This window comes from Caulobacter soli (assembly GCF_011045195.1).
Taxonomy (GTDB): domain Bacteria; phylum Pseudomonadota; class Alphaproteobacteria; order Caulobacterales; family Caulobacteraceae; genus Caulobacter; species Caulobacter soli.
In genome coordinates this window covers 4836124-4859402 of sequence record NZ_CP049199.1, presented here as the reverse complement: position 1 = coordinate 4859402, position 23279 = coordinate 4836124, and the positions used below count along the sequence as shown (strand labels likewise).

Genomic DNA, 23279 nt, shown 5'->3' with positions numbered 1-23279 from the left:
GCCCCGCCCAAGGCGGATGGGGCTTTAAGCTAAAGCGCCATCCGTCGAGACCTACGACCAGGACCCGACGCGCGCATGACCGACCAGACCCACGATGCTCCCCCGGCGGAAACCTTCCGTCCCGAGGCCCGCAATCCGCGCGGGTTCGCCGACAAGCGCGCCCGGGACCTTAGGGCCGAGCGGGCGATCCTGGAGGCGGTGTCGGCGGTCTATGAGCGCTACGGCTTCGAGGCGCTGGACACCGGGGCGTTCGAATATGCCGACGCCCTGGGCAAGTTCCTGCCCGACAGCGACCGTCCCAACGAGGGGGTGTTCGCCCTGCAGGACGACGACGACCAGTGGATGGCGCTGCGCTACGACCTGACCGCGCCCCTGGCCCGCTTCGCCGCCCAGAACTGGGAGACCCTGCCCAAGCCGTTCCGCCGCTACGCCTTCGGGCCGGTGTGGCGCAACGAGAAGCCGGGGCCGGGGCGGTTCCGCGAGTTCATCCAGTGCGACGCCGACACCGTCGGCTCGGCCCGTCCCGAGGCCGACGCCGAGATCATCGCCATGGCCGTCGAGGGTCTGCAGGCCGCCGGCTTGCCGCGCGGCGCGGCGGTGCTGAAGATCAACAATCGCAAGCTGCTGAACGGCCTGCTGACCGCCGCCGGGGTCGAGACCAACGGCCAGAAGCTGGGCGTGCTGCGGGCCGTCGACAAGCTGGACCGCCTGGGCGTGGAGGGCGTGCGCCTGCTGCTGGGCGAAGGGCGCCTGGACGAGAGCGGCGCTTTCACCAAGGGCGCGGGCCTGGTCGGCAAGGCGATCGACTCGGTGCTCGATTTCGTCCAGGCCGGCTCCGGCGGGCGCTCGGACACCCTGGCCAAGATCGCCAATGTCATCGGCGGTTCGGCCGAGGGCGACGAGGGGCTGGAGGAACTGGCCAAGATCGACGCGGCGCTGAAGAGCCTGGGCGTGGCCGACGACCAGGCGTTGTTCGAGCCTTCGATCGTCCGGGGGCTGGAATACTACACCGGCGCGGTGTTCGAGGCCGAGCTGCTGCTGTCGACCACGGACGACAAGGGGAACAAGGTGTCGTTCGGCTCGATCGGCGGCGGCGGGCGCTATGACGACCTGGTGGCGCGGTTCACCGGCCAGGTGACCCCGGCCACGGGCTTCTCGTTCGGCGTCTCGCGCCTGGCGGCGGCGCTGCGGGCGGCGGGGCGCGAGCCGGGCGGGCAGGCCAGGGGGCCGGTGGTGATCATCAATTTCGACCAGGCCCACATGGGCGAGTACTTCTCGGTGGTCGGCGAGCTGCGCTCGGCGGGGATCGCGGCCGAGGTCTATCTGGGGACCTCGGGCATGCGGCCGCAAATGAAATACGCCGACCGCCGCATGGCGCCGGCGGCCATCATGCTGGGCGGCGACGAGATCGCGGCCGGCACGGTGACCATCAAGGACCTGGACCTCGGACGCGAGCTGGCCGCCGGGGTGGCCGACAACGCCGCCTGGAAGGCCGAGCGGCCCGGCCAGCAGACTATCCCGCGCGGCGAGCTGGTCGCGGCGGTGCGTAAGATCATCGGGGGTTGATGTGAGGCTCGAGCGTTCCATTCCGGCGGAGGCGCTCGACGCCATCCGCGCCCCGTTCCTGGCCGCCGGCGCCGCGCCGACCGACGCGCCGGTGCTGCAGCCTCTGGGCCTGCTGCTGGACCTGGCGGGCGAGGCCATGCGCTCGCGGCTGTTCGTGGTCTCGGGCGACGCGGGCGAGGAGGCCTGCCTGCGTCCCGACTTCACCGTGGCCATCGCGCGGGAACATCTGGCGGCTGGGAACGGCGAGGGTCGCTACTTCTATGAAGGCAAGGCGTTCCGCGTCGCGCCGCGCGGCTCGGATCGCGCCGAGGAGTTTCTGCAGGTCGGGATCGAGGCTTTCGAAGGCGGCGACCCGGTCGCCGCCGACGCCGAGATCGCCGCCCTGGCCTGGGCCGCGTCCGCGGCCGGCGGGCGTTCGGACCTGACCCTGCTGCTGGGCGATGTCAGCCTGTTCGCGGCCTTCGTCGACAGCCTGGGCCTGACCCCGCCGCTGGGCGCGCGGCTGAAGCGGGCCTTTACGCGGCCGCGCCAGCTGAAGATCGAGCTGGAGGGCGGCGGCGAGGCCGTGACCGGCGAGCAGAGCCGCATTGCGACGTTGCTGGCCGGCCTGCCGGAGGCCGAGGCCTCGGCGGTGCTGCAGGAGCTGTGGTCGCTGGCCGGCATCGAGCCGGTGGGCGGCCGCCGTCCCGCCGAGATCGCCCACCGCCTGGTCGAACGCGCCCAATCGGCCAAGGCCGGCAGCCTGTCGCCCGAGGAAGCCGACGCGGTGCGGGCCTTCCTGGCGGTCAGCGACCGTCCGGGCGCGGCCCTGGACGCCATCTCGGCCCTGGGCGGCCCCCGGCGCGCGGCGCTGGACGCGGCCCTGAACGGCTGGCGCAAGCGCCTGGCCGGCCTGGTCGCGCGCGGCGTACCGGAGGACCGCATGCGGCTGACGGCCGCCTTCGGGCGGGCGTTCGGCTACTACGACGGCTTCCTGTTCGAGGTGCGCAGCGACGCCCTGGACGAGGAACGGCCGGTGGCCGCCGGCGGCCGCTATGACGGCCTGCTCGCGCGATTGGGGGCGGAGAGCAAGACCGGCGCCGTGGGCTGCATGGTGCGCCCGGCGCGAGCCTATGCGGGGGGCGGCGAATGAGTACTCCAGGGACTGGGCCGATGATTTTCGCTATTCCGTCGAAAGGCCGCCTGAAGGAGCAGCTCGAGGCCTGGCTGGCCGAGTGCGGCTTCAAACTGGAAATGACCGGCGGGTCGCGCGGCTACAGCGCCGAGCTGTCGGGTCTGCCGGGCGTGTCGGTGCGGCTGCTGTCGGCCGGCGATATCGCCGCGGGCCTTGATTCGGGCGAGCTGCACCTGGGCGTCACCGGCGAGGACCTGCTGCGCGAGCGCGGCGACGACATGGACAGCCGGGTGATGCTGCTGCGGGCCCTGGGTTTCGGCCGCGCCGACCTGGTGGTGACCGCCCCCAAGAGCTGGCTGGACGTCGACACCATGGCCGACCTCGACGAGGTCGGGCACGCGCATCTGGCCAAGACCGGCCGGCGCCTGCGCGTGGCCACCAAGTACGTCACCCAGACCCGGGCCTTCTTCGCCCGCCATGGCGTGGCCGACTACCGGATCGTCGAGAGCAGCGGGGCCACCGAGGGGGCGCCGGCGGCCGGAGCGGCCGAGCTGGTCGTCGACATCACCACCACGGGCGCGACCCTGGCGGCCAACGGCCTGAAGATCCTGTCGGACGGCGTGATCCTGAAGAGCCAGGCCCAGCTGACCGCTTCGCTGATCACCCCGTGGACCGACGCACAGATCGACTCGCTGGCCCGGCTGCTGTCGGTGGTCGAGGCCAAGGGGCGGGCGCGCAACATGGCCACCCTGGTCTGGCCGGCCGAGCAGGACGCGGCGGGCCAGGCGGCCGTGGCGGCGTTCGTCGGCCAGGGCGCGCGGCGGGCCAACGGGGCCTTGCTGGCCGCGTCCGACCTGTTCGAGGCCGCCGCCGCTTTAGGCGCGGCCGGCGTCGAGCCGGTCACGGTCTCGCGCCCGGACTATGTGTTCGAGTCGCGATCGGCGGTCCTGGACCAGCTTCGGAAGGCTTTGGGGAAATGATTGTCTCGGTAAGTTTTGACTGACTTGTCAAAAAAAGACCGAGAGAACGGCGATAAGTTTGACCCGACAGTCCAATCTAACGCTTTTGTGTCAAAAATTTCGCTGGCCCTTACGGATTCCCGATTGTTGCCGTTGACACCATCTCGGATTTGCCGTTTCTAACCCTTGCAAGGAAGAAACGAGCCCAAAGAGAGCTCCCTTCCTTCGGCGTTTCGGGGAGGAAACGCCCACCTAGATCGAATGATCGAGAAATAGCCGGACCCGTCGCGATTATCCCCCGCGGCGGGTTTGGTGTTTCTAGGTCGCGGCTTCTGGTTTTGACGCAGATGATAAAAACGGCGGCTCCGCATGGCGAGCCGCCGTTTTTGCGTTTGGGACATGCCCTTGGGCGTGTCCCTTGTTCGGGACGCGGAGGGGACACGCCCAAGGGCATGTCCCCCGGCTGTCTCTACCAGATCCGAACCCGGTCCTCCGGGGCCACATACAACTTGTCGCCCGGCTTGACGTCGAAGGCGCCGTACCAGCCGTCCTGGTTCCGGATCGTGCCGTTGACGCGGTAATAGGCCGGCGAGTGGGGGTCGCTGACCACCTGTTGGCGCAGGGCGTCGTCGCGGATCTTCGAGCGCCAGACCTGAGCCCAGCCCAGATAGACGCGCTGGTCGCCGGTGAAGCCGTCGATCACCGGGGCCGGCTTGCCGCCCAGCGAGGCGTGATAGGCCTGCAGGGCGAAGGCCAGGCCGCCCATGTCGCCGATGTTCTCGCCCATGGTCAGGGCGCCGTTGACCTTGGCGCCGGGCAGGGGCTCGAAGGCGCCGTACTGGGCGCCCAGCTTGTCGGCCTGGGTCTTGAACTTGGCGGCGTCCTGCGCCGTCCACCAGTCGCGCAGCACGCCCTTGCCGTCCGATTTGCGGCCCTGGTCGTCGAAGCCGTGGCTGATCTCGTGGCCGATCACCCCGCCGATGCCGCCGTAGTTGACGGCCGGGTCGGCGTCCGGATGGAAGAACGGGGCCTGGAGGATGGCGGCCGGGAAGACGATCTCGTTATTGACCGAGTTGTAGTAGGCGTTGACCGTCTGCGGGGTCATGCCCCACTCGCTCTTGTCGACCGGCCCGTTCAGGCGCTCGACGTCGTGGCGCCATTCGAAGGCGTCCGAGCGGATGGCGTTGCCGTAGACGTCGTCGGCCTTGATCTCCAGCTTGGAATAGTCGCGCCACTTGTCGGGATAGCCGATCTTGACCGTGAACTGCGCCAGCTTGTCCTCGGCCTGGGCCTTGGTCTCCGGCGACATCCAGTCCAGCGTCTTCAGGCGGGCTTTCAGGACGCTCCGGATATTGCCGACCAGGTCGATCATCTTGGCCTTGGACTGCGGGGGGAAGTAGCGGGCCACATAGACGCGGCCGACCGACTCGCCCAGTTCGCCGTTCACCGCCGCGACGGCGCGCTTCCAGCGGGGCTTCTGCTCGGGCTGGCCGGCCAGGGTCTTGTTGCGGAACTCGTAGCTGGCGTCGACGAAGCGCTTGGACAGCATGGGCGCGGCGCGGTCGGCCACCTTGAACGCCTGCCAGGCCTTCAGGGTGTCCAGCGGGGTGTCGGCATAGACCTTGGCGAACTTGGGGAAGGCGGTGTTGGTGGTCACCACCACGCGGTCGAACGCGGGCAGCTCGGTCCCGATCAGATAGCGCTTCCAGGCGAAGCCAGGGGTCAGGGCCTGAAGTTCGGCCAGGTTCATCGGGTTGTAGGTCTTGTCGCGGTCGCGGCGCTCGGCGCGGGTCCAGGAAGCCTCGGCCAGCTGGGTTTCGAAGGCGACGACGGCCTTGGCGTTCTCGGCCGGTTTGTCCCAGCCGATCAAGGTCAGCAGTTGGGCGACATAGGCCTCGTAGGCGGTCTTCTTCTCGGCGAACTTGGCGTCGAGATAGTAGTCGCGATCGGGCAGGCTGAGGCCGTCCGTCACGGCGTAGACGGCGTAGCGAGTGGGGTTCTTGGCGTCGGGGCTGATGCCCAGGCCCAGGATCGTCGAGAAGCCGGTGGTCGGACTGCGGCCCATCAGGGCGGTGAAATCGTCCCTGGACGCGACCTTGCGGATGTCGGCCAGTTCCGGGGCGATCGGCTTGGCGTCCAGCTTCTCGGCCAGGGCCTCGTCCATGAACGCCTTGTAGGCGGCGCCGATCTTGACCGTGTCGGCGTCGGGGTTCTTGGCCGAGGCGGCCTCAGTGATGATCGCCTTGGTGCGGGCTTCCGACAGCTCCGACAGCTTGTCGAAATTGCCGTAGCGGGTGCGGTCGCTGGGGATGGCGGTGTTGGCGTCCCAGGTCCCGTTGGCGAACTTGTAGAAGTCGTCGCCCGGCTTGACCGAACGGTCCATGCCCGCCACGTCGAAGCCCCAGGTTCCGTAACGCGGCGACTCCAGCGACATCGTCGCCGGGCCGGCCGCGGGGGTGTCGGCGGCCACGAACAGCGACTGCAGGGTGCAGGGGTCGTTGAGGCAGGCGTGGTCGTGATCCTCACGCGCTTCCGCGCCGAAGGCCGACAGCGACAGCGCGGCCATGGCGGCGGCCGCGAACCAGATACGTTTCATGGAAAAAGCGATCCGTTGGAAAATCCGAACCGCGACTTGGCCATCACCTGGGGCGTTTCGTCCCTTACTTTTTTGTCATGTTCTCGGGCGCGGGAGCTCGAGCCGCGTCAAACCGCAAGATCGGTCGAGCACGACCCGATGGTGAGCGACTAACTGGCGCCACCACGGAAAAGGGTGACGATGAAGACGGCGCTTCAAAACTACCAGGCTCGGATGCAGCGGGTGCTGGACCATGTCGACCAGCACTTGGACGGTGACCTGGACCTGGAGACGGTCAGCCGCGTGGCGGCCTTCTCCAAGTTCCATTTCCATCGGCAGTTCATGGCGACCTTCGGGTTGTCGGTGCATCGCTACGTCCAGCTGGCCCGTCTGAAACGCGCTTCGCACCAGCTGGCCTCGAACCAGGCTCGCAGCGTGACGGAGATCGCGATGGAGGCCGGCTACGACGCGCCGGACGCCTTCGCCCGCGCCTTCCGGCAAAGGTTTCGGCAGTCGCCTTCGTCGTTCCGGAAATCGCCCGACTGGGCGCCGTGGCTTGCGGCCTTCGGGCCTTTGAACAACGCCAGGAGCAAGATCATGCAGATCATCTACGAACCGAAAGACGTGACCCTCCGCGAGGTCTCTCCCACGCCGGTGGCGGTCCTTGAGCACCGGGGCGACCGGGCGACGCTGGGCGACACGATCGAGCGGTTCATCGCCTGGCGAAAGGCCGCCGACCTGTCGCCGCAGACCAGTTCGACCTTCAACATCTTCCGGTCCGAGCGGATCCCCGAGAACCCCGCCGACTACAGCATGGACCTCTGCATCGGGACCGACCGGCCGATCGCGCCCGACGACGCGGTGATGAAGGCGGGCGTTATCCCCGGCGGCCGCTGCGCGGTGCTACGGGTCGTCCACGACATCCATAACCTGGAGCCGGCCGCGCTCTATCTCTATCGCGACTGGCTGCCCGCCAGCGGCGAGGAAGCCCGGGACTTCCCGATCTACTGCCAACGCCACTTCTCGTTCCCACCGAACGCGGCGACGCACGAGGTGGTCGTGGAGCTATTCCTGCCGCTGAAGTAGGGGGGCGGGCGCTTTCTTGAACCCTCTCTCTTTGAGAGAGGGAGGGGCCCGCCGCGAAGCGGTGGGAGGGTGAGAGGTTTCGCCGCCTGCCGGAAAAGCCCCGTTTCTTCGGTTGAGCCCCCGCGAGGTCCCAGGTCATGCTTCCGGAATGGACAAGACCGCCAACGCCCGCCGCCTCCGCCAGGATCAGACCCTGGCGGAGAAGGCCATGTGGAAGCTTGTCCGCAACCGCCGCCTGGGCGGGTTCAGGTTCTTGCGACAGGTCTCGATAGATCGCTACTTCGCCGACTTCGTCTGCGAGGCAGGCAAGCTGATCGTGGAACTCGACGGCGCCGCCCATGAAGGGCGGGAGGACTATGATGAGCGCCGTACCCAGACACTGGAACTGTTCGGATATGTGGTTCTGAGGTTTCCCAACGAACGGGTCCTGACCGACCCTGGCGCGGTCGCCGAGGAGGTCCTGGCCGTGCTTCGTTCGGACAGAGTGTAACCTCTCACCCTCCCACCGCCTGCGGCGGCGGGCCCCTCCCTCTCTCTATGAGAGAGGGATCAAGAAGGGCGGCCCCTCGCCCCCTCAGTGATCCATGTGCATCCCGGTCATCGGATCAGCTTTCGGCGCGCCGGCCTCCACCGACAGGTCGATGCGCAGCTTGCGGCCGCCGTCGAACACCAGGGTCAGCGGGACCTTGCCGCCCAGGGCCTGGGCGCTGGTCAGGCCCATCAGCATCAGGTGATAGCCGCCGGGGGCGAAGGCGATCGTCGCGCCGGGGGCGATCGTCAGGCCGCCGGTCACGGCCCGCATCGAGGAGACGCCATTGGCCATGCTGCTCTGGTGGATCGTCACCGACTTGGCGGCCGGGCTTTCCACCGACAGCAGCTTGGCGGGTTTCGTCCCGACATTGGTCACGGTCAGATAGCCGACCCCGTTCATGCCGGCCTGGGCGGGGCGGGTCCACGGGCGGCGGACCTCGATCCCGCCGGCGCGGTAGTCGCCGGCGAAGGCTGGGGCGGAAAGGGTCAGGGCGGCTACGGCTACGAGGGCTAAGCGGTTCATGGCGGGTCTCTCAGTGCTTCATGCCGGGCATGGCGGGCATTTGTTCGGCGACGGCGGGGGTCAGGCGCACGGTCGGCGCGGGGCGGGTCAGCTTCTCGTCGGGGCGCTCGGGATCGGGGATCTCGGTCCACTGGCTCTCGCCCTTCTCGCAGGTCTGGATCGCCGGGAAGACCAGCGGGCCGGGCTGAGGCGGCAGCTTCATCAGCAAGGCGAAGTCGTCGAACTGGTCATCGGGCAGGCGGCCAGTCCAGGTGATCGCCGTGGCGCGATCACCCTCCTTCTCGATGTCGACGGTCCAGCCCGGCTTGGGCTGGGGGCGGGCCGAGGCGACGCCGTCGGGGATCTCGACCCGCAGCTTCAGGGTGGCGTCGCCGGCCGTGCAGGCGTGGCCCACGCGGAAGGCGACGGCGGAGAACGAGCCGGCCTTGGCCTCGCCCGGAACGGCGACGACGTGGGCGGCGGCGGGCGTGGCCAGCAGGGCCACCAAGGCGATCAGCGGAGCTTTCATGACGTCCTTCTCCCTCAGAAATCGACCGTGACGCCGCCGAACACCGAACGGCCGTCGCCCGGCCAGAGCGTGGCGGTGGCGGCGGTCCAGGTGATCGCCGCCTGGGTGTTGGAGACATAGGCCTTGTCGGCCAGGTTCCGCGCGTCGACGAACAACAAGACCGCCGGGGTGACCTTCCAGCCGGCGTTCAGGTTCACGATCGCGTAGCCGGGAGCGGCCTTGGTGTTGGCGTAGTCGATCCACTGATCGGTGGCCGACCATTCGACCGACGGGGCCACGAACCAGCCGCGCGGGTCGTCGTAGCGGACTTCCGAGCGGTAGAAGTTCTTGGGCACGATCGGCAGGCGGTTGTCGCCGAACTGGACGTCGCCGTCGAAGCGGAAGTCCGAATAGGTCCAGGTCTGGCGCAGGCGCCAATGCGGGGCCACGGCCCAGTCCAGCGCCGCTTCGATCCCCTGGTGGACGGTCTTGTCGGCGTTGAAGGTCGAGGCCGGGATCGAGGCGTTCACCGTGTACTGCAGCATCTCCTTCTTCAGGTTCGCGCGGTAGACGGTCAGGTCGTAGGTGAAGGGGCCGCGATGACCGCGCGCGCCGATCTCGCCGGTCCAGGCGTCCTGGGCCTGGACGGGGGCGAAGCCGGTGTTGGTCGGCGACATCGAACCCAGATTCGGCGGCTCGACCGAGCGGGTCAGGTTGGCGAAGACCTGGTCGCCGGCCTCGTCCTGCCACAGCAGGCCGACGCGCGGCGAGATCCAGTCATAGGTCTTGTCGGCCTTGAGGTTGAACGTGCTGGCCACGCCTGGGATGGCGAAGCTGGTGTAGTCGCGCTCGGCCTGGCCCCAGGTCGCGCCGGCCACGAGGGCGACGCGATCGGTGACGAAGAAGCGCCCTTCGCCGAAGACGTCGACGGCCTTGGCGTTCTGCAGGGTGCGCGAGGTCGGCGCGCCCCGGGCCCCGCGATTGTTGACGTAGAAGTTGGAGTCCATGTCGCCGGTGCGGTACCAGGCGCCGAAGAAGGCGTCGGCCCGCTTGCCGCCGATCTGGCCGTCCCAGTCGAAGCGGCCGAAGGCGCCGTAGTTGCGGCTCTGCTGGTCGATGACCTGGAAGATCGGGTGGTCCAGGTCCTTCCACACGCCGTAGACCGCGCCCTGGAAGACCAGGGTCTCGTTCAGGCGCCAGGTCGTAGCCAGCGAACCGCGCACGCCGCGCTGGTTGCGACCCTGGTCGCCGTTGGCGTTGGCCGCGGCGGTCTGGCGCGGATCGGCCTGGAACTGGGCCAGGGTCAGAGCGCCGGGGATCTCCTGGTTGATGTTGGAGCCGTTGACGATGACGCGGACCTCGCGGTCCTGGCCGAACGATCGGCCGATGTTCAGAGACCCGAACTGGATGTTCTGCTGGCTCTGGGAGCGCCAGCCCTGGGCGGTCTGGTTGGTGGCGGCGGCGTAGACGTCCCAGTCTCCAGATTGGCGGGCCAGGGCGATGTGCTCGCGGAACAGACCGTAGGAGCCGCCGTCCACGCGGACCTGGTTGTCGAACCCGGCGTCTCGACCTGTCGGCGTGACCATGTTGATCGCCCCGCCCAGCAGGGCCCCGCCGAAGCGCAGGGCGTTGCCGCCGCGATAGACCTCGGCGTAGCGGGTGTTGAGCGGGTCGGCGATCTGGCTGTCGCCATAGCCGTCGGCCTCGTTCAACGGCACGCCGTCCTGGGCCAGCAGCAGGCCGCGATTGTGGTTGGCGTTGCCGATGCCCGAGCCCCGGATCGAGATGCGCACGTCCCCGCCCCACTTGCGCTGGGCGTAGACGCCGGGGGCGTCGCGCAGCATGTCGTCCAGGGCCAGGGCCTCGCGGCCGATGTAGGATTCCTGGGAGATCACCGACACGCCGCCGGGGGTTTCCGACAGGCGCCGGCGGGCGGCGGCGACGACTGGCGGGTCCTCGGGATTGGAGCGGGCGGTGACGATGACCGAGTCGACGGCGGTGCGTTGGTCGTCGCCCTCGGCGAAGGCGGCGGACGACAGGAGGCAGAGCGCGGCGCCGGCCAGCAGGGCCAGGCGGAAGGAGGGCGGCATGGAAAATCCGATGTCTGAAGGCATGACGACGCGCGTCGGCGTGAGGCCGTAACGCGCGAGACGAAGGTCAGGCGATCAGGCGGTCGGTGGTCCCTGTCCGGGCGGACGCGGGGGCGCGCGGGCCAGGGCGACGCCGGTCAGGGCGGCGCGGGGCGCGGGGGCGATGCGGACGGCGTAGAGCACCGGGGCGACGGCGATGTCCGGCGGCGTGGTCGTGGCCAAACTGACCGCCACGCACTGGGCGCAGGGCAGGCCGGCGAAACCCTTATTGGAAGGGGCGGGATCCTTCTTGCCGATCACGTCGCCCGCGACCTGGACGGTCTTGGCCCCGTCGGCGGTGCAGATCATCACCGCCTGGCCGGCGGCGTCGTGGGCCATGGCCGCGGCCGGCATCAGCGCCTGGACGAGCAGGGCCAGCATCGCCAGCAAGGCGATGGGCCAGGTCGTCCGGGTCTGGGCGCGGCGGGGGCTCATGATGGGCGTTGCGTAAGCCGGGATGCGGGGCCGGTCAATGCGACGCTTTAGATTGGCTCGCCCCCTACACGTCCAACATCCCGGCGAAGGCCGGGACCCAAGCGGCCTCGACGGGGTGTGGCGCGGCGCCCTGTCCGGAGACTCGGCCTGGGTCCCGGCCTTCTAGAATAAAGATAAATTAGTGCGCGGTCGCCGGCGGCGGAGCCTTCTTCGGCGCCAGGGCCAGCATCCCGCGCGCGATCTCCTGTTCGCCGATCAGGGCGTGGGTGGCGCCCGTCTGGGTCAGCAGGACGACATCGGCGTCGGTATAGGCCCGCGCGATGATCTTGGCCTTGGGATTGGCGGCCTTGGCCTGTTCGATGATCCGGGCGGCCTCGAACGGGCTGGGCACGGCGACGAACAGGTGGGTGGCCTCGGCCAGGCCGGCCTGGAGCAGCACCTCGGGGCGCACGGCGTTGCCCTGGATCACCTCGAAGCCGCCGGCCCGCAGCTCGTCGGCCCGCTCGCCCTCGTCCTCGATCACCACCAGCGGCATGCGGCCCTTCAGCCCCTCGGCCACCAGCTTGCCGACCCGGCCATAGCCGACCAGCACGCCGTGCGGCTTGGCGGCGACCGCCGGGGCGACGGGCTCGCCCTTGCGGCCGACCAGCCGGGGCAGGACCTTGTCGAGCACGGCGAACAGCAGCGGGTTGATCAGGATCGACAGGATGGCCCCGGCCAGGATCAGGTCCTGGCCGTCCTTGGGCAGCAGCTTCAGCGACACGCCCAGGCTGGCCAGGATGAACGAGAACTCGCCGATCTGGGCGAGACTCGCCGAGATGGTCAGGGCCACGCTCTGCGGACGCTTGAACGCCACGACGATCAGCCAGGCGGCCAGCGACTTGCCGATCACGATGATGGCCAGGGTGGCCAGCACGGCCAGGGGCTCGCGCAGCACGACCGACCAGTTGAACAGCATGCCGATCGACACGAAGAACAGCACCGCGAAGGCGTCGCGCAGCGGCAGGGTCTCGTTGGCGGCCTGTTGGGAAAGCTCGCTCTCGGCCATGATCATGCCGGCGAAGAAGGCGCCCAGGGCGAACGAGACGCCGAACAGCGCGGCCGAGCCAAACGCGACTCCAAGCGCGATAGCCAGCACCGCCAGGCGGAACAGCTCGCGCGAGCCGGTGTGGGCGATGCGGTGCAGAATCCACGGGATCACCCGGCGGCCGACGATCAGCATCAGGGCCACGAAGGCGGCGACCTTGCCGATGGTCATGGCGAAGGCGCCGAAGAGGCCGCCGGGGCCGGGAGGAGGGGCCTCGCCGCCCAGGATTCCCGACAGGGCCGGCAGCAGCACCAGGGCCAGCACCATGGCCAGGTCCTCGACGATCAGCCAGCCGACGGCGATGCGGCCGCGATCGGTCTCGATCAGCCGCCGCTCCTGCAGGGCGCGTAGCAGCACCACGGTCGAGGCCACCGACAGGGCCAGGCCGAACACGATCCCAGCGCCCAGGGTCCAGCCCAGCAGGTGGGCCAGGCCGATCCCCATGGCCGTGGCGGCCAGGATCTGCACCACGGCGCCCGGAATGGCGATCTTGCGCACCGCCATCAGGTCCTTGACCGAGAAGTGCAGCCCCACCCCGAACATCAGCAGGATCACCCCGATCTCGGCCAGCTGCGGCGCCAGCTCGGTATCGGCCACATAGCCGGGGGTGAACGGGCCGACGACCACGCCAGCCACCAGGTAGCCGACCAGCACGGGCAGCTTGAAACGGTTGGCGATGGCGCCGAACACGAAGGCCAGGCCCAGGCCGGCGACGATGGTGGCGATCAGGGATGTATGGTGCAAAGGCGCTCCTTGACGGTCAACATTTTCGGGCGTACTCAACCAATATGGGTGAAGATGCCCGGGAGCGCCAGATGCCCCACGCAAAAATTCTCCTGCCGGCCCAATGTCGCGGCGCCCGCGGCCTGCTGGGCTGGTCGCAGGGCGACCTGGCCGACAAGGCCGGCGTCTCGCGCAGCACGGTCAAGGACTTCGAGACCGAGCGCCACGCCCTGCACCATAGCACCGAACGCCTGCTGATCGACGCGCTTGAGACCGGGGGCGTCGCGCTGATCGCGCCCGACGAGGCCGGGGCGGGCGTGCGGCTGAAACTGGCCAGCTAGGACGATACGAAAAGAGGGGGCTCGACCACGTGGATCACGCGATATCGCCGGCGGACTACAAGGACCTGGTGCTGTTCCTGGCCACGGCGGGCATCGTCGCGCCGCTATTCAAGCGGCTGAAGCTGAACCCCATCCTGGGCTTCCTGATCGCCGGCGTGATCCTGGGTCCGTTCGGCCTGGGCGCGCTGAGCCACAGCTTCCCGTGGCTGGACTACGTCACCGTCGACAACCCCCAGGAAATCGCCCAGCTGGCCGAGTTCGGGGTGGTGTTCCTGCTGTTCATGATCGGGCTGGAGCTGTCGTGGGAGCGGCTGCGGCTGATGCGCAAGCTGGTGTTCGGCCTGGGCGCCCTGCAGATGATCGGCTGCTCGCTGGCCCTGGGCGCGATCGCCATGGCGTTCGGCCAGCAGCCGGTGGCGGCCCTGGCCATCGGCGCGGCCCTGACCCTGTCGTCCACGGCCATCGCCGTGCCGGTGCTGGTCGAGCGCAAGCGCCTACACGCCGAGGGCGGACGGGCGACCTTCTCGGTGCTGCTGTTCCAGGACCTGGCGGTGGCCCCGATCCTGATCACCCTGGCGATCCTGGGGCGCGGCGACGGGACGTTCAGCCTGCGCGACCTGGTGGCGCTGGGTCCGGCGGTGATCGGCCTGGGGATCATCGTGCTGTTCGGCCGCCTGGCGCTGCGGCCCATGATGCGCTCGGTCGCCAAGGCCAAGAGCGAAGAGATGTTCATGGCCGCCTGCCTGCTGGTGATCATCGGCGCGGGCCTGGTGGCGTCGCTGTCGGGCCTGTCGATGGCGCTTGGCGCCTTCGTGGCCGGCATCCTGTTGGCCGAGACCGAGTATCGCCACGAGGTCGAGGTCAAGATCGAGCCGTTCAAGGGCCTGCTGCTCAGCCTGTTCTTCGTGTCGCTGGGCATCCGCCTGGACCTGTCGCTGCTGGTGGCCCAGCCGATCCTGGTGCTGGGCGTCGCGGTGGGGCTGGTGGTGGTCAAGGGCGTGATGGTCATGGGGCTGGGGCGGCTGTTTGGCCTGTCGACCCGCGCCGCGATCGAGGCGGCCCTGACCCTGGCGGCCGGCGGCGAGTTCGCCTTCGTGATCCTGGACAACGCCATGGGCGCCAGCGTGGTCTCCGACCAGATCGGCCAGGCCGTGCTGGTGGCCGCCACCCTGACCATGTTCCTGATCCCGCTCTTGTCAGGGATCGGCGGACGGCTGGCCAAGAAGGCGGCGGCCCCGATCAGCGAGGCGCCCGATCTGGTGGGCCTGCAGAGCGAGGAGCCGGCGGGCCGGGTGCTGGTGGTCGGCTATGGCCGGGTCGGCCGGCTGGTCGGCGACATGCTGGACCGCCACGAGCTGCCGTGGATCGCCATCGATCGCGATCCCGGCTTCGTCCAGCAAGGCCGCCGGGCCGGCCACCGCGTCTATTTCGGCGACGCCTCGCGGGTGGAACTGCTGGAGCGCTGCGGTCTCGACCACGCCCGGGCGGTGGTGGTGACCATGGACTCGCCGGAGGCCGCCGAGGCGGTGGTCGCCGTCGCGCGTGGCCATCGTCCCGACCTGACCATCGTCGCCCGGGCCCGCGACGCTCGCCACGCCGCGCGCCTCTACGAACTGGGCGCCACCGACGCCGTGCCCGAGACCATCGAGGCCTCGCTGCAGCTGTCCGAAGCGGTGCTGGTCGACATCGGCGTGCCCATGGGCCTGGTCATCGCCTCGATCCACGAGCGCCGCGACGAATACCGCAAGGTGCTGAACCGGCCGGACGCCCTGGGCGGCAAGCGCAAGCGGCTGCGGGACGCGGCGAAGATCTAGACCCTCTCCCAGCGGGAGAGGGAGGGGCCCGCGACGAAGTCGTGGGAGGGTGAGGGGTTACGCTCTCGCCGATTTCACACGAACACCCTGCCGGCACGCCGTCTGACGCTTTACTCCCTCACCCTCCCACCGCTGCGCGGCGGGTCCCTCCCTCTCCCCCTGGGAGAGGGTTGAAGATTGGCTGCTTTTGTATATAACTAACTCGTCAGTTATATATTGAGCACCCATGCAGCCCGGTCAACCCAAGTGGCGACGACGCAGCGAGGCCCGCCCTGGCGAGATCATCGCGGCGGCCTTGATCGTATTTTCCGAGAAGGGCTTCGCGGCCGCGCGGCTGGACGACATCGCCGCCCGGGCCGGGGTGTCGAAGGGCGCGCTCTATCTCTATTTCGAGACCAAGCAGGACCTGTTCCGGGCGGTGGTTCGCGAGACGATCGCCCCGAACCTGGCGGCGGTGGCCGGTTTCGTAAGCCAGAGCCAGCTGCCGTTCGGCGAGCTGATCCGCCTGGTCTTCGCCCGCATCGCCGAGGTCATGACCGAGGGGCGGCTGGGGGCGGTGGCCAAGATGGTCATTGGCGAGTCGCGCAATTTCCCGGAGCTGGCCAAGGTCTGGCACGAGGACGTCATCCTGAAGATGCTGGACGCGGTGGGCGGGGCGGTGGCCGCCGCCCAGGCGCGCGGCGAGGTGCGGCCCGGCGATCCCCGGCTCTATGTGTTCAGCCTGGCCGGGCCTTTGCTGCTGGGTGTCTTGTGGCGCGAGGTGTTCGCGCCGATCGGGGCCGAGCCGGTCGACCTGAAGGCGCTGCTGGCCCAGCACGCCGAGGTGGTGCTGCACGGCATGCTGGTCGAAACCGGGGAGGGGGCCGCATGAAGCCTCAGGTTCGCATCGTCCTGGCCGTCGCGGCCGTCGGCCTGGTCGGGTTCGCCGCCTGGCGGATCTGGGGACCTGGCGCGGCCCATCCCCGGCGACTGTCGGGCTATGTCGAGGGCGAGACGCTGTATGTGGCCGCCTCGACGGCCGGGCCGGTCAGCACGGTGTCGGTGCAGCGCGGCCAGCGGGTGGTGGCCGGCCAGCCGCTGTTCGCCCTGGACGCCGCCCAGCTGGTGGCCGCCCGCGATCAGGCCGCGTCCCAGGCCGCCGCCGCCGCATCGCAGGCGCAGGACGCCGCCAAGGGCCAGCGGCCGGACGAACTGGCGGTCTACGACGCCCAGCGCGCCGCAGCCGCCGCCGCTCTCGCCGAGGCCCAGGCCGACTACAACCGCATCGCGCCGCTGGCGGCCAAGGGCATCTACGCCCCCGCTCGCCTGGACCAGGCCAAGGCCGCGCTGAAGACCGCCCAGGCCAATGTCCGCACGGTGGAGCAGCAACGCCGGGTCGGCACGCTGGGCGCGCGACCCGACGCGATCCGCGCCGCCGAGAGCCAGGCCGCCGCGGCCCGCGACCAACTGGCGGCCGCCCAGGATCGGCTGGACCAGATCAGCCCCAAGGCCCCGACGGCGGCGCGGGTGCAGGACGTCTTCTACCAGCCCGGCGAATGGGCGGCGGCCAACCAGCCGGTGGTGGCCTTGCTGGCCGACGGCCGGGTGCGGGTGCGCTTCTACGTGCCTCAGGCCGAGGTCTCGCTGTATCAGCCGGGAGCGCGGATCGCCTTCGAATGTGACGGCTGCAAGGGCGGTCTCGGCGCCCGGATCAATTTCGTCAGTCCCCGGGCCGAGTTCACACCGCCGGTGATCTACAGCCGCGACGCCCGCGACCGGCTGGTGTTCTTGGTCGAGGCCCTGCCGGACCATCCGGCCGACCTGCCGCCCGGCCTGCCGATCGACGTGGTTCCGCTGCGGGGACCGGCCAAATGAGCGCGGCGGCCGCCAAGCCGGTCTCCACGCCCGTTGGGGAGCCCGGCGGCGACCTGGCCGTCGACGTGCGCGGCCTGGACAAGTCGTACGGCGACAAGCACGTGGTCCAGGACCTGACCATCCAGGTCGGCGCGGGCAAGATCACCGGCTTCCTGGGTCCCAACGGCTCGGGCAAGACCACCACCCTGCGCATGCTGTGCGGCCTGCTGATCCCCGACGCCGGCGAGGGCGAGGTGCTGGGCCTGGACTTCCGGCGTCACGCCGAGGAGATCAAGCGCCAGACCGGCTACATGACCCAGAAGTTCTCGCTCTACGAGGACCTGTCGATCCGCGAGAATCTGGACTTCACCGCCCGGATCTACGGCCTGGACCGGCGGCGGGCGCGGGTGGACGAGGCGCTGGAGCGCCTGGGCCTGGCCAATCGCAAGAAGCAACTGGCCGGCAGCCTGTCGGGCGGCTGGAAGCAGCGTCTGGCCCTGGCGTCCTGCGTGCTGCACGAACCGCGCCTGCTGCTGCTGGACGAGCCCACCGCCGGGGTCGATCCCCAGGCGCGGCGCGAGTTCTGGGACGAGATCCACGCCCTGTCGGCCGAGGGCCTGACCGTGATGGTCTCGACCCACTACATGGACGAGGCCGAGCGGTGCCACGACATCGCCTACATCGCCTACGGCAAGCTGATGGCGCGCGGCACGCTGGACGAGGTGATCGGCCAGTCGGGCCTGATCACCTTCCGCGCCGAGGGGCCGGGCGCCGACCGCCTGGGTCGGGAGCTGGCCAAGGCGCCGGGCGTGGCCATGGCCGCGCCGTTCGGGGCCGCCCTGCACGTCAGCGGCCAGGACCGCGCCGCGCTGGAGGCCGCCATCGCGCCCTGGCGCAAGCCGCCGCTGGTCTGGACCGAGGTGTCGCCCACCCTGGAAGACGTGTTCATCCGCCTGATGGCGACGTCGCGGGATAATTTCCAGTGAGCGGTGTTCCGTCCCCGGATCGCGGCCTGTCGCTGAACCGCATCCTGGCGGTGCTGACCAAGGAGTTCATCCAGCTCACCCGCGACCGGCTGACCTATGCGATGATCCTGGTCATGCCGATCGTGCAGCTGCTGCTGTTCGGCTACGCCATCAACAGCGACCCGCGCGACCTGCCCACGGCGGTGCTGGTGCAGGACCACGGGCCGATGGCGCGCTCGGCTCTGTCGGCCCTGGCCCACAACGGCTATTTCAAGATCGTCCACGAGGCCGCCTCGCCCGAGGAGCTGGACCGCGCCATCGCCCGGGGCGAGGTGCAGTTCGCCCTGACCATCCCGTCGGACTTCACGCGGCGGGTGGTGCGCGGCGACGACGCGCAGATCCTGGTCGAGGCCGACGCCTCCGATCCGGCCGCCACCGGCGGGGCCATTGCGGCCCTGGCCAATCTTCCGCGCACGGCGCTGTCGCGCGACCTGGTCGGGGCCGTTGCTCAGGTCGACAAGGACCCATTCGAGGTGGTGATCCACCGCCGCTACAATCCCGAAGCCATCACCGCCTACAACATCGTGCCCGGCCTGCTGGGCGTGGTGCTGTCCCTGACCTTGGTGATGATGACCTCGCTGGGCATGACCCGCGAGTACGAGCGCGGCACCATGGAAAGCCTGCTGGCCACGCCGGCCAAGCCGATCGAGGTGATGATCGGCAAGCTGTCGCCCTATGTGGTGGTCGGCCTGATCCAGACCGTGGTCATCCTGGTGCTGGCGCGCGTGCTGTTCTCGGTGCCGATGGCGGGCGGCTGGGACGCCCTGAGTCTGGGCGTGGTGCTGTTCATCCTGGGATCGCTGTCGCTGGGCTTCCTGATCTCGACCGTGGCCCGCAACCAGCTGCAGGCCGTGCAGATGTCATTCTTTTACATTTTGCCGTCGATCCTGCTGTCGGGCTTCATGTTCCCGTTTCGGGGCATGCCCACCTGGGCCCAGGCCCTGGGCAGCGCGATTCCGGTGACCCATTTCCTGCGCGTCGTGCGCGGCTCTTTACTTAAAGGATTGGGTGTTCAGGACCTGTGGACAAGTCTTGCGGCCCTGGCGGTATTTGTCGTGGTGATCGCCGCCGCCGCTATGTCGCGTTACCGACGGACCCTGGACTGAGGTAGCCGGCGCCCTTTGCGCGCTACAGTGAAGTTCGTGCCCGGGTGTGACATTTTTACGCATCAACCCGACTCAAAACGCGCTCAAGGCCTTGCGCTGTGCGGATTCACGTGCGAACCGGTACTATGCTGGCGCTTTATCCGGAATAGTCAGTCGATGCGCTCGGAAGTTGATTCTGTGGGGGCGGTCTGGTGTTCGCGTCGTCTTCCTTGTGGGGACGCCGAAACCTGACGAGTGTTGCTCAGCTGACACTTTCGCGGATCGTGCGCCTTGGTATAACAATGCTCGGTCGGTTTCGGCCGGTGCAGGGCAATAGAGGGCTCTTGATATGAAACTCCAACTCCTGGCGGGAGTGGCTCTAGCCGCGGTGTTCGCCGCTGGCGCCGCTTCGGCCCAAGAGACCGGCTGGTACGGCGCGGTCGACCTCGGCTATCACTGGCCCGAGGGCATCTCCACCGAATCCGACCTGAACCTGCCGGACGGTGGTCACGCGCACTGGACCTGGTCGACGGACAATGACTGGGCCGGCTTCGTCCGCCTGGGCTACCAGTTCAACCCGAACTGGCGCGCTGAAGTCGAAGGCGGCTACCGCCCCGGCGACCTGACCAGCGTTCGCGGCAGCGCCGTGCGCAAGCAGCCGCTCGGTCTCTGCACCCCGGGCGTCACCCGCACCCTCGCCTCGCAGACCTGCGGCAGCCCGTCGGGCTCGATCGATTCCTGGTCGCTGATGGTCAACGTCCTGTACGATTTCGCGCCGGACTCGTGGATCAACCCCTATCTGGGCGCCGGCCTGGGCGTGAACCGCCTCGACATCACCACCCTGGGTCAATTCAGCGGCGTTCCGAACGCGATCACCGCCGCGAACCCCGCCATCCAGAACCTGTCTGTTGACGACGACGATCTGTCGGTCGCTTGGCAAGTCATCGCCGGCGCCTCGATCAAGGCGACCGACAAGCTGAAGGTCGACGTGACCTACCGCTGGTTCGCCACGGACGATACGGGTTGGCAGTCGACGGGGTCGCACGCGATCCAGCCGGGCGCCTTCGAAGGCCAGTACAAGGACCAATCGCTGACCGTGGGTCTGCGTTACTCCTTCGCTTCGCCGCCGCCGCCTCCCCCGCCGCCGCCGCCGCCGCCTCCTCCGCCCCCGCCGCCTCCGCCCCCGCCGCCTCCCCCGCCGCCTCCGCCGGCGTATGAGGCTCGCGAGTTCATCGTCTACTTCCCGTTCGATCAGTACGTCCTGACGCCGGAAGCCCAGTCGGTGGTTTCGGAAGCCGCGAACTACGCGACCTCGGGTCACGCCACCAAGCTGGTGGTCGTCGGTCACACCGACACCTCGGGTTCGCCGAAGTACAACGCCAAGCTCTCGGAGCGTCGTGCGAAGGCCGTGGCTGACGCCCTGGTCGGCGCCGGTGTCGCCGCCGACACCCTGGCCGTTGACTGGAAGGGCGAAAGCGCCCCCGCCGTCGCCACCGGCGATGGTGTGAAGGAACCGCTGAACCGCCGTTCCACGATCTCGATCAACTTCTAAGATCGCGATCACGACTGAAGTTGAGGGCTCGGCGGAAACGCCGGGCCCTTTTCTTTTGCGCCGTCTTCCGACGGTCCAGAGGGTCGAAATTTGCGCGGCGTCCCTTTCGACCCCGCCGTCCGGGCGCATCGAATTGGCAAGCGCCTTTTCCGGGAATCCGCTCCGCCGCCGGATCACTTCTTTGTTGACCGCGACAGGGCGTCGCAGCGGCGTTTGTCTTGGCCGTGCAACCCTTTGATGATGCGCAGCATCTTCCGGGCGACCGCCGTTCGTTCACAGCTTGTTAAGAAAAAACTCGCTTCGGAGGCGCATCTCGTCGTTGACGAGTCATTAGCCACTGTGGCCCCATATGTGGGCTGAGGGGGCTCCTCGGCCACAAGATGTAGCGGCTGGACGGGGCGTTCCCTTCTCCGGAACTCGCTGATTGATTATGGATTTTTGATCATGAGCAGTGAAGCGGCGAAGACGACGGCTGTCCCCCAGGCCCGCACCGGCGGCATGCGGGTCGCTGAACGTCCGAAACTGGCGCTGGTGCGCAAGGTCGAGGTCGATCGCTCGCGCGACGCCCTGCTGACCGATTTCGGCAAGACCACCCTGGAAGACCGGTACCTGCTGCCGGGCGAGTCTTATCAGGACATGTTCGCCCGCGTGTCGACGGCCTTCGCCGACGACGCCGACCACGCCCAGCGCGTCTACGACTACATGAGCAAGCTGTGGTTCATGCCGTCGACCCCGGTGCTGAGCAACGGCGGCGCCGAGCGCGGCCTGCCGATCAGCTGCTTCCTGAACGCCGTCAGCGACAGCCTGGACGGCATCCTGGGCGTCTGGAACGAGAACGTCTGGCTGGCGGCCAACGGCGGCGGCATCGGCACCTACTGGGGCGGCGTCCGGTCGATCGGCGAGAAGGTCAAGGGCCAGGGCCAGACCAGCGGCATCATCCCCTTCATCCGCGTGATGGACAGCCTGACCCTGGCGATCAGCCAAGGCTCGCTGCGTCGTGGTTCGGCGGCCGTCTATCTGGACATCCACCACCCGGAAATCGAAGAGTTCCTGGAAATCCGCAAGGCCTCGGGCGACTTCAACCGCAAGTCCCTGAACCTGCACCACGGCATCTCGATCACCGACGAGTTCATGCATGCGGTCCGCGACGGCCACAAGTTCGGCCTGCGCTCGCCCAAGACCAACGAGGTCCTGCGCGAAGTCGACGCCCGCGCCCTGTGGCAGAAGGTCCTGGAGCTGCGCCTGCAGACCGGCGAGCCCTATCTGATCTTCTCCGACACCGTGAACCGGGCCATGCCCCAGCACCAGCAGGACCTGGGCCTGAAGGTGCGTCAGTCGAACCTGTGCAGCGAGATCATGCTGCACACCGGCGTCGACCACCTGGGCAACGACCGCACGGCCGTCTGCTGCCTGTCGTCGGTCAACGCCGAGACCTTCCTGGAGTGGCGCGACCATCCGATGTTCATCGAGGACATCATGCGCTTCCTCGACAACGTCCTGCAGGACTTCATCGACCGCGCTCCTGACGCGGCCGCCACGGCCGCCTACGCCGCCATGCGCGAGCGTTCGGTGGGCCTGGGCCTGATGGGCTTCCACAGCTTCCTGCAGAGCCAGAACGTGCCGTTCGAGAGCGCCCTGGCCAAGAGCTGGAACATGCGGATGTTCAAGCACCTGCGCCGCGAGGCCGACAAGGCGTCGATCACCATCGGCGAAGAAAAGGGCCCGTGCCCGGACGCCGCCGACCGTGGCTCGATGGAGCGCTTCTCGCACAAGCTGGCCATCGCCCCGACCGCCTCGATCTCGATCATCTGCGGCGGCACCTCGGCGGGCATCGAGCCGATCCCGGCCAACATCTACACCCACAAGACCCTGTCGGGCTCGTTCGCGGTGAAGAACCCCTACCTGGAGAAGCTGCTCGAGGAGAAGGGCCAGAACACCGACGCGGTCTGGGGTTCGATCCTGGAGAACGAGGGTTCGGTCCAGCACCTGGACTTCCTCAGCCAGGACGACAAGGACGTCTACAAGACCGCCTTCGAACTGGACCAGCGCTGGGTGGTCGAACTGGCCGCCGACCGCACGCCGGAAATCTGCCAGAGCCAGTCGGTGAACATCTTCCTGCCCGGCGACGTCGACAAGTGGGACCTGCACATGCTGCACTGGCAGGCCTGGGAGCGCGGCGTGAAGTCGCTGTACTACCTGCGCTCCAAGTCGGTGCAACGGGCCGCCTACGCCGGCTCCGACGTCGCGGTGGCCGGTCCGGCCAACGGTTTCGACGCGCCGTCCAAGACCGACTACGAGGAATGCTTGGCCTGCCAGTAGGGCGACCTGCGAAAATCTTAAAAGTTCTTAAAAAAGAAAGGCGTCGCGGACCTCTGCGGCGCCTTTTTTCATCGGAACCAACCCCAGTGCGAAAT

Annotated in this window: 19 protein-coding genes; 13 read left to right on the top strand and 6 right to left on the bottom strand. The window is 68.7% G+C overall.

The annotated features are described in order from the left end of the window. The first annotated feature begins 75 nt into the window (after window positions 1-75). Genes hisS through hisG form a run of 3 tightly spaced genes read left to right on the top strand, consistent with a single transcriptional unit; the run spans window position 76 to window position 3660 of the window. On the top strand, window positions 76-1566 hold the full coding sequence (gene hisS / locus G3M62_RS22640; RefSeq protein WP_165190798.1) for a histidine--tRNA ligase: 1491 nt from the start codon (window positions 76-78) through the stop codon (window positions 1564-1566). A 1-nt stretch (window position 1567) separates the two neighbouring features. Further along, window positions 1568-2698, top strand: coding sequence for an ATP phosphoribosyltransferase regulatory subunit (locus G3M62_RS22635; RefSeq protein WP_165190797.1), 1131 nt, complete (start codon window positions 1568-1570; stop codon window positions 2696-2698). After that, window positions 2695-3660, top strand: a complete 966-nt coding sequence (gene hisG / locus G3M62_RS22630) for an ATP phosphoribosyltransferase (protein WP_165190796.1) — start codon at window positions 2695-2697, stop codon at window positions 3658-3660. Before G3M62_RS22635 ends, hisG begins: the two co-directional genes overlap by 4 nt. A 448-nt stretch (window positions 3661-4108) precedes the next feature. Here the strand turns inward: hisG and G3M62_RS22625 are convergent, their stop codons facing one another. Continuing rightward, window positions 4109-6235: a M13 family metallopeptidase gene (locus G3M62_RS22625; protein ID WP_165190795.1), complete on the bottom strand. Its 2127-nt coding sequence runs from the start codon at window positions 6233-6235 to the stop codon at window positions 4109-4111. Window positions 6236-6415: 180 nt separating this feature from the next. On the opposite strand from G3M62_RS22625, the gene G3M62_RS22620 reads away from it, so the two are divergent. Both G3M62_RS22620 and G3M62_RS22615 read left to right on the top strand, forming a co-directional pair. Next, window positions 6416-7300, top strand: coding sequence for an AraC family transcriptional regulator (locus G3M62_RS22620; RefSeq protein ID WP_165190794.1), 885 nt, complete (start codon window positions 6416-6418; stop codon window positions 7298-7300). Window positions 7301-7448: 148 nt separating this feature from the next. Then, complete coding sequence (locus G3M62_RS22615) at window positions 7449-7790, top strand: endonuclease domain-containing protein (protein WP_165190793.1); 342 nt, start codon at window positions 7449-7451, stop codon at window positions 7788-7790. 84 nt (window positions 7791-7874) lie between these two features. Here G3M62_RS22615 and G3M62_RS22610 read toward each other — a convergent pair whose 3' ends face one another. The 5 genes from G3M62_RS22610 to G3M62_RS22590 all read right to left on the bottom strand — a co-directional run bounded on the left by G3M62_RS22610 (window position 7875) and on the right by G3M62_RS22590 (window position 13236). Then, entirely contained in the window at window positions 7875-8354 is a 480-nt protein-coding gene (locus G3M62_RS22610; RefSeq protein ID WP_165190792.1) for a copper chaperone PCu(A)C, read from the bottom strand. Window positions 8355-8364: 10 nt separating this feature from the next. Next, a complete protein-coding gene (locus G3M62_RS22605) occupies window positions 8365-8862 on the bottom strand; it encodes a YcnI family copper-binding membrane protein (protein WP_165190791.1) in 498 nt (165 codons plus the stop codon). A gap of 14 nt (window positions 8863-8876) precedes the next feature. Beyond that, a complete protein-coding gene (locus G3M62_RS22600; protein WP_165190790.1) occupies window positions 8877-10931 on the bottom strand; it encodes a TonB-dependent receptor family protein in 2055 nt (684 codons plus the stop codon). 75 nt (window positions 10932-11006) lie between these two features. After that, window positions 11007-11405, bottom strand: a complete 399-nt coding sequence (locus tag G3M62_RS22595; RefSeq protein WP_165190789.1) for a DUF2946 family protein — start codon at window positions 11403-11405, stop codon at window positions 11007-11009. Window positions 11406-11583: 178 nt separating this feature from the next. Then, window positions 11584-13236, bottom strand: coding sequence for a monovalent cation:proton antiporter-2 (CPA2) family protein (locus G3M62_RS22590; RefSeq protein ID WP_165190788.1), 1653 nt, complete (start codon window positions 13234-13236; stop codon window positions 11584-11586). Window positions 13237-13307: 71 nt separating this feature from the next. Here G3M62_RS22590 and G3M62_RS22585 point away from each other — a divergent pair, with 71 nt between their 5' ends. The 8 genes from G3M62_RS22585 to G3M62_RS22550 all read left to right on the top strand — a co-directional run bounded on the left by G3M62_RS22585 (window position 13308) and on the right by G3M62_RS22550 (window position 23184). Continuing rightward, the gene (locus G3M62_RS22585; RefSeq protein ID WP_165190787.1) at window positions 13308-13556 is read left to right on the top strand and encodes a helix-turn-helix transcriptional regulator; all 249 of its coding nucleotides are present in this window, start codon (window positions 13308-13310) and stop codon (window positions 13554-13556) included. 29 nt (window positions 13557-13585) lie between these two features. Beyond that, a complete protein-coding gene (locus G3M62_RS22580; protein ID WP_165190786.1) occupies window positions 13586-15370 on the top strand; it encodes a cation:proton antiporter domain-containing protein in 1785 nt (594 codons plus the stop codon). Window positions 15371-15596: 226 nt separating this feature from the next. Continuing rightward, on the top strand, window positions 15597-16241 hold the full coding sequence (locus G3M62_RS22575; RefSeq protein WP_165190785.1) for a TetR/AcrR family transcriptional regulator: 645 nt from the start codon (window positions 15597-15599) through the stop codon (window positions 16239-16241). Then, entirely contained in the window at window positions 16238-17224 is a 987-nt protein-coding gene (locus G3M62_RS22570; RefSeq protein ID WP_165190784.1) for an HlyD family secretion protein, read from the top strand. Before G3M62_RS22575 ends, G3M62_RS22570 begins: the two co-directional genes overlap by 4 nt. Continuing rightward, window positions 17221-18189: an ABC transporter ATP-binding protein gene (locus G3M62_RS22565; RefSeq protein WP_165190783.1), complete on the top strand. Its 969-nt coding sequence runs from the start codon at window positions 17221-17223 to the stop codon at window positions 18187-18189. Before G3M62_RS22570 ends, G3M62_RS22565 begins: the two co-directional genes overlap by 4 nt. Beyond that, window positions 18186-19334, top strand: coding sequence for an ABC transporter permease (locus G3M62_RS22560; RefSeq protein WP_246263387.1), 1149 nt, complete (start codon window positions 18186-18188; stop codon window positions 19332-19334). Before G3M62_RS22565 ends, G3M62_RS22560 begins: the two co-directional genes overlap by 4 nt. Before the next feature lie 328 nt (window positions 19335-19662). Next, the gene (locus tag G3M62_RS26810; RefSeq protein WP_165190782.1) at window positions 19663-20865 is read left to right on the top strand and encodes an OmpA family protein; all 1203 of its coding nucleotides are present in this window, start codon (window positions 19663-19665) and stop codon (window positions 20863-20865) included. A 498-nt stretch (window positions 20866-21363) separates the two neighbouring features. Further along, the gene (locus G3M62_RS22550) at window positions 21364-23184 is read left to right on the top strand and encodes a ribonucleoside-diphosphate reductase subunit alpha (RefSeq protein WP_425483858.1); all 1821 of its coding nucleotides are present in this window, start codon (window positions 21364-21366) and stop codon (window positions 23182-23184) included. Window positions 23185-23279: the final 95 nt, after the last annotated feature.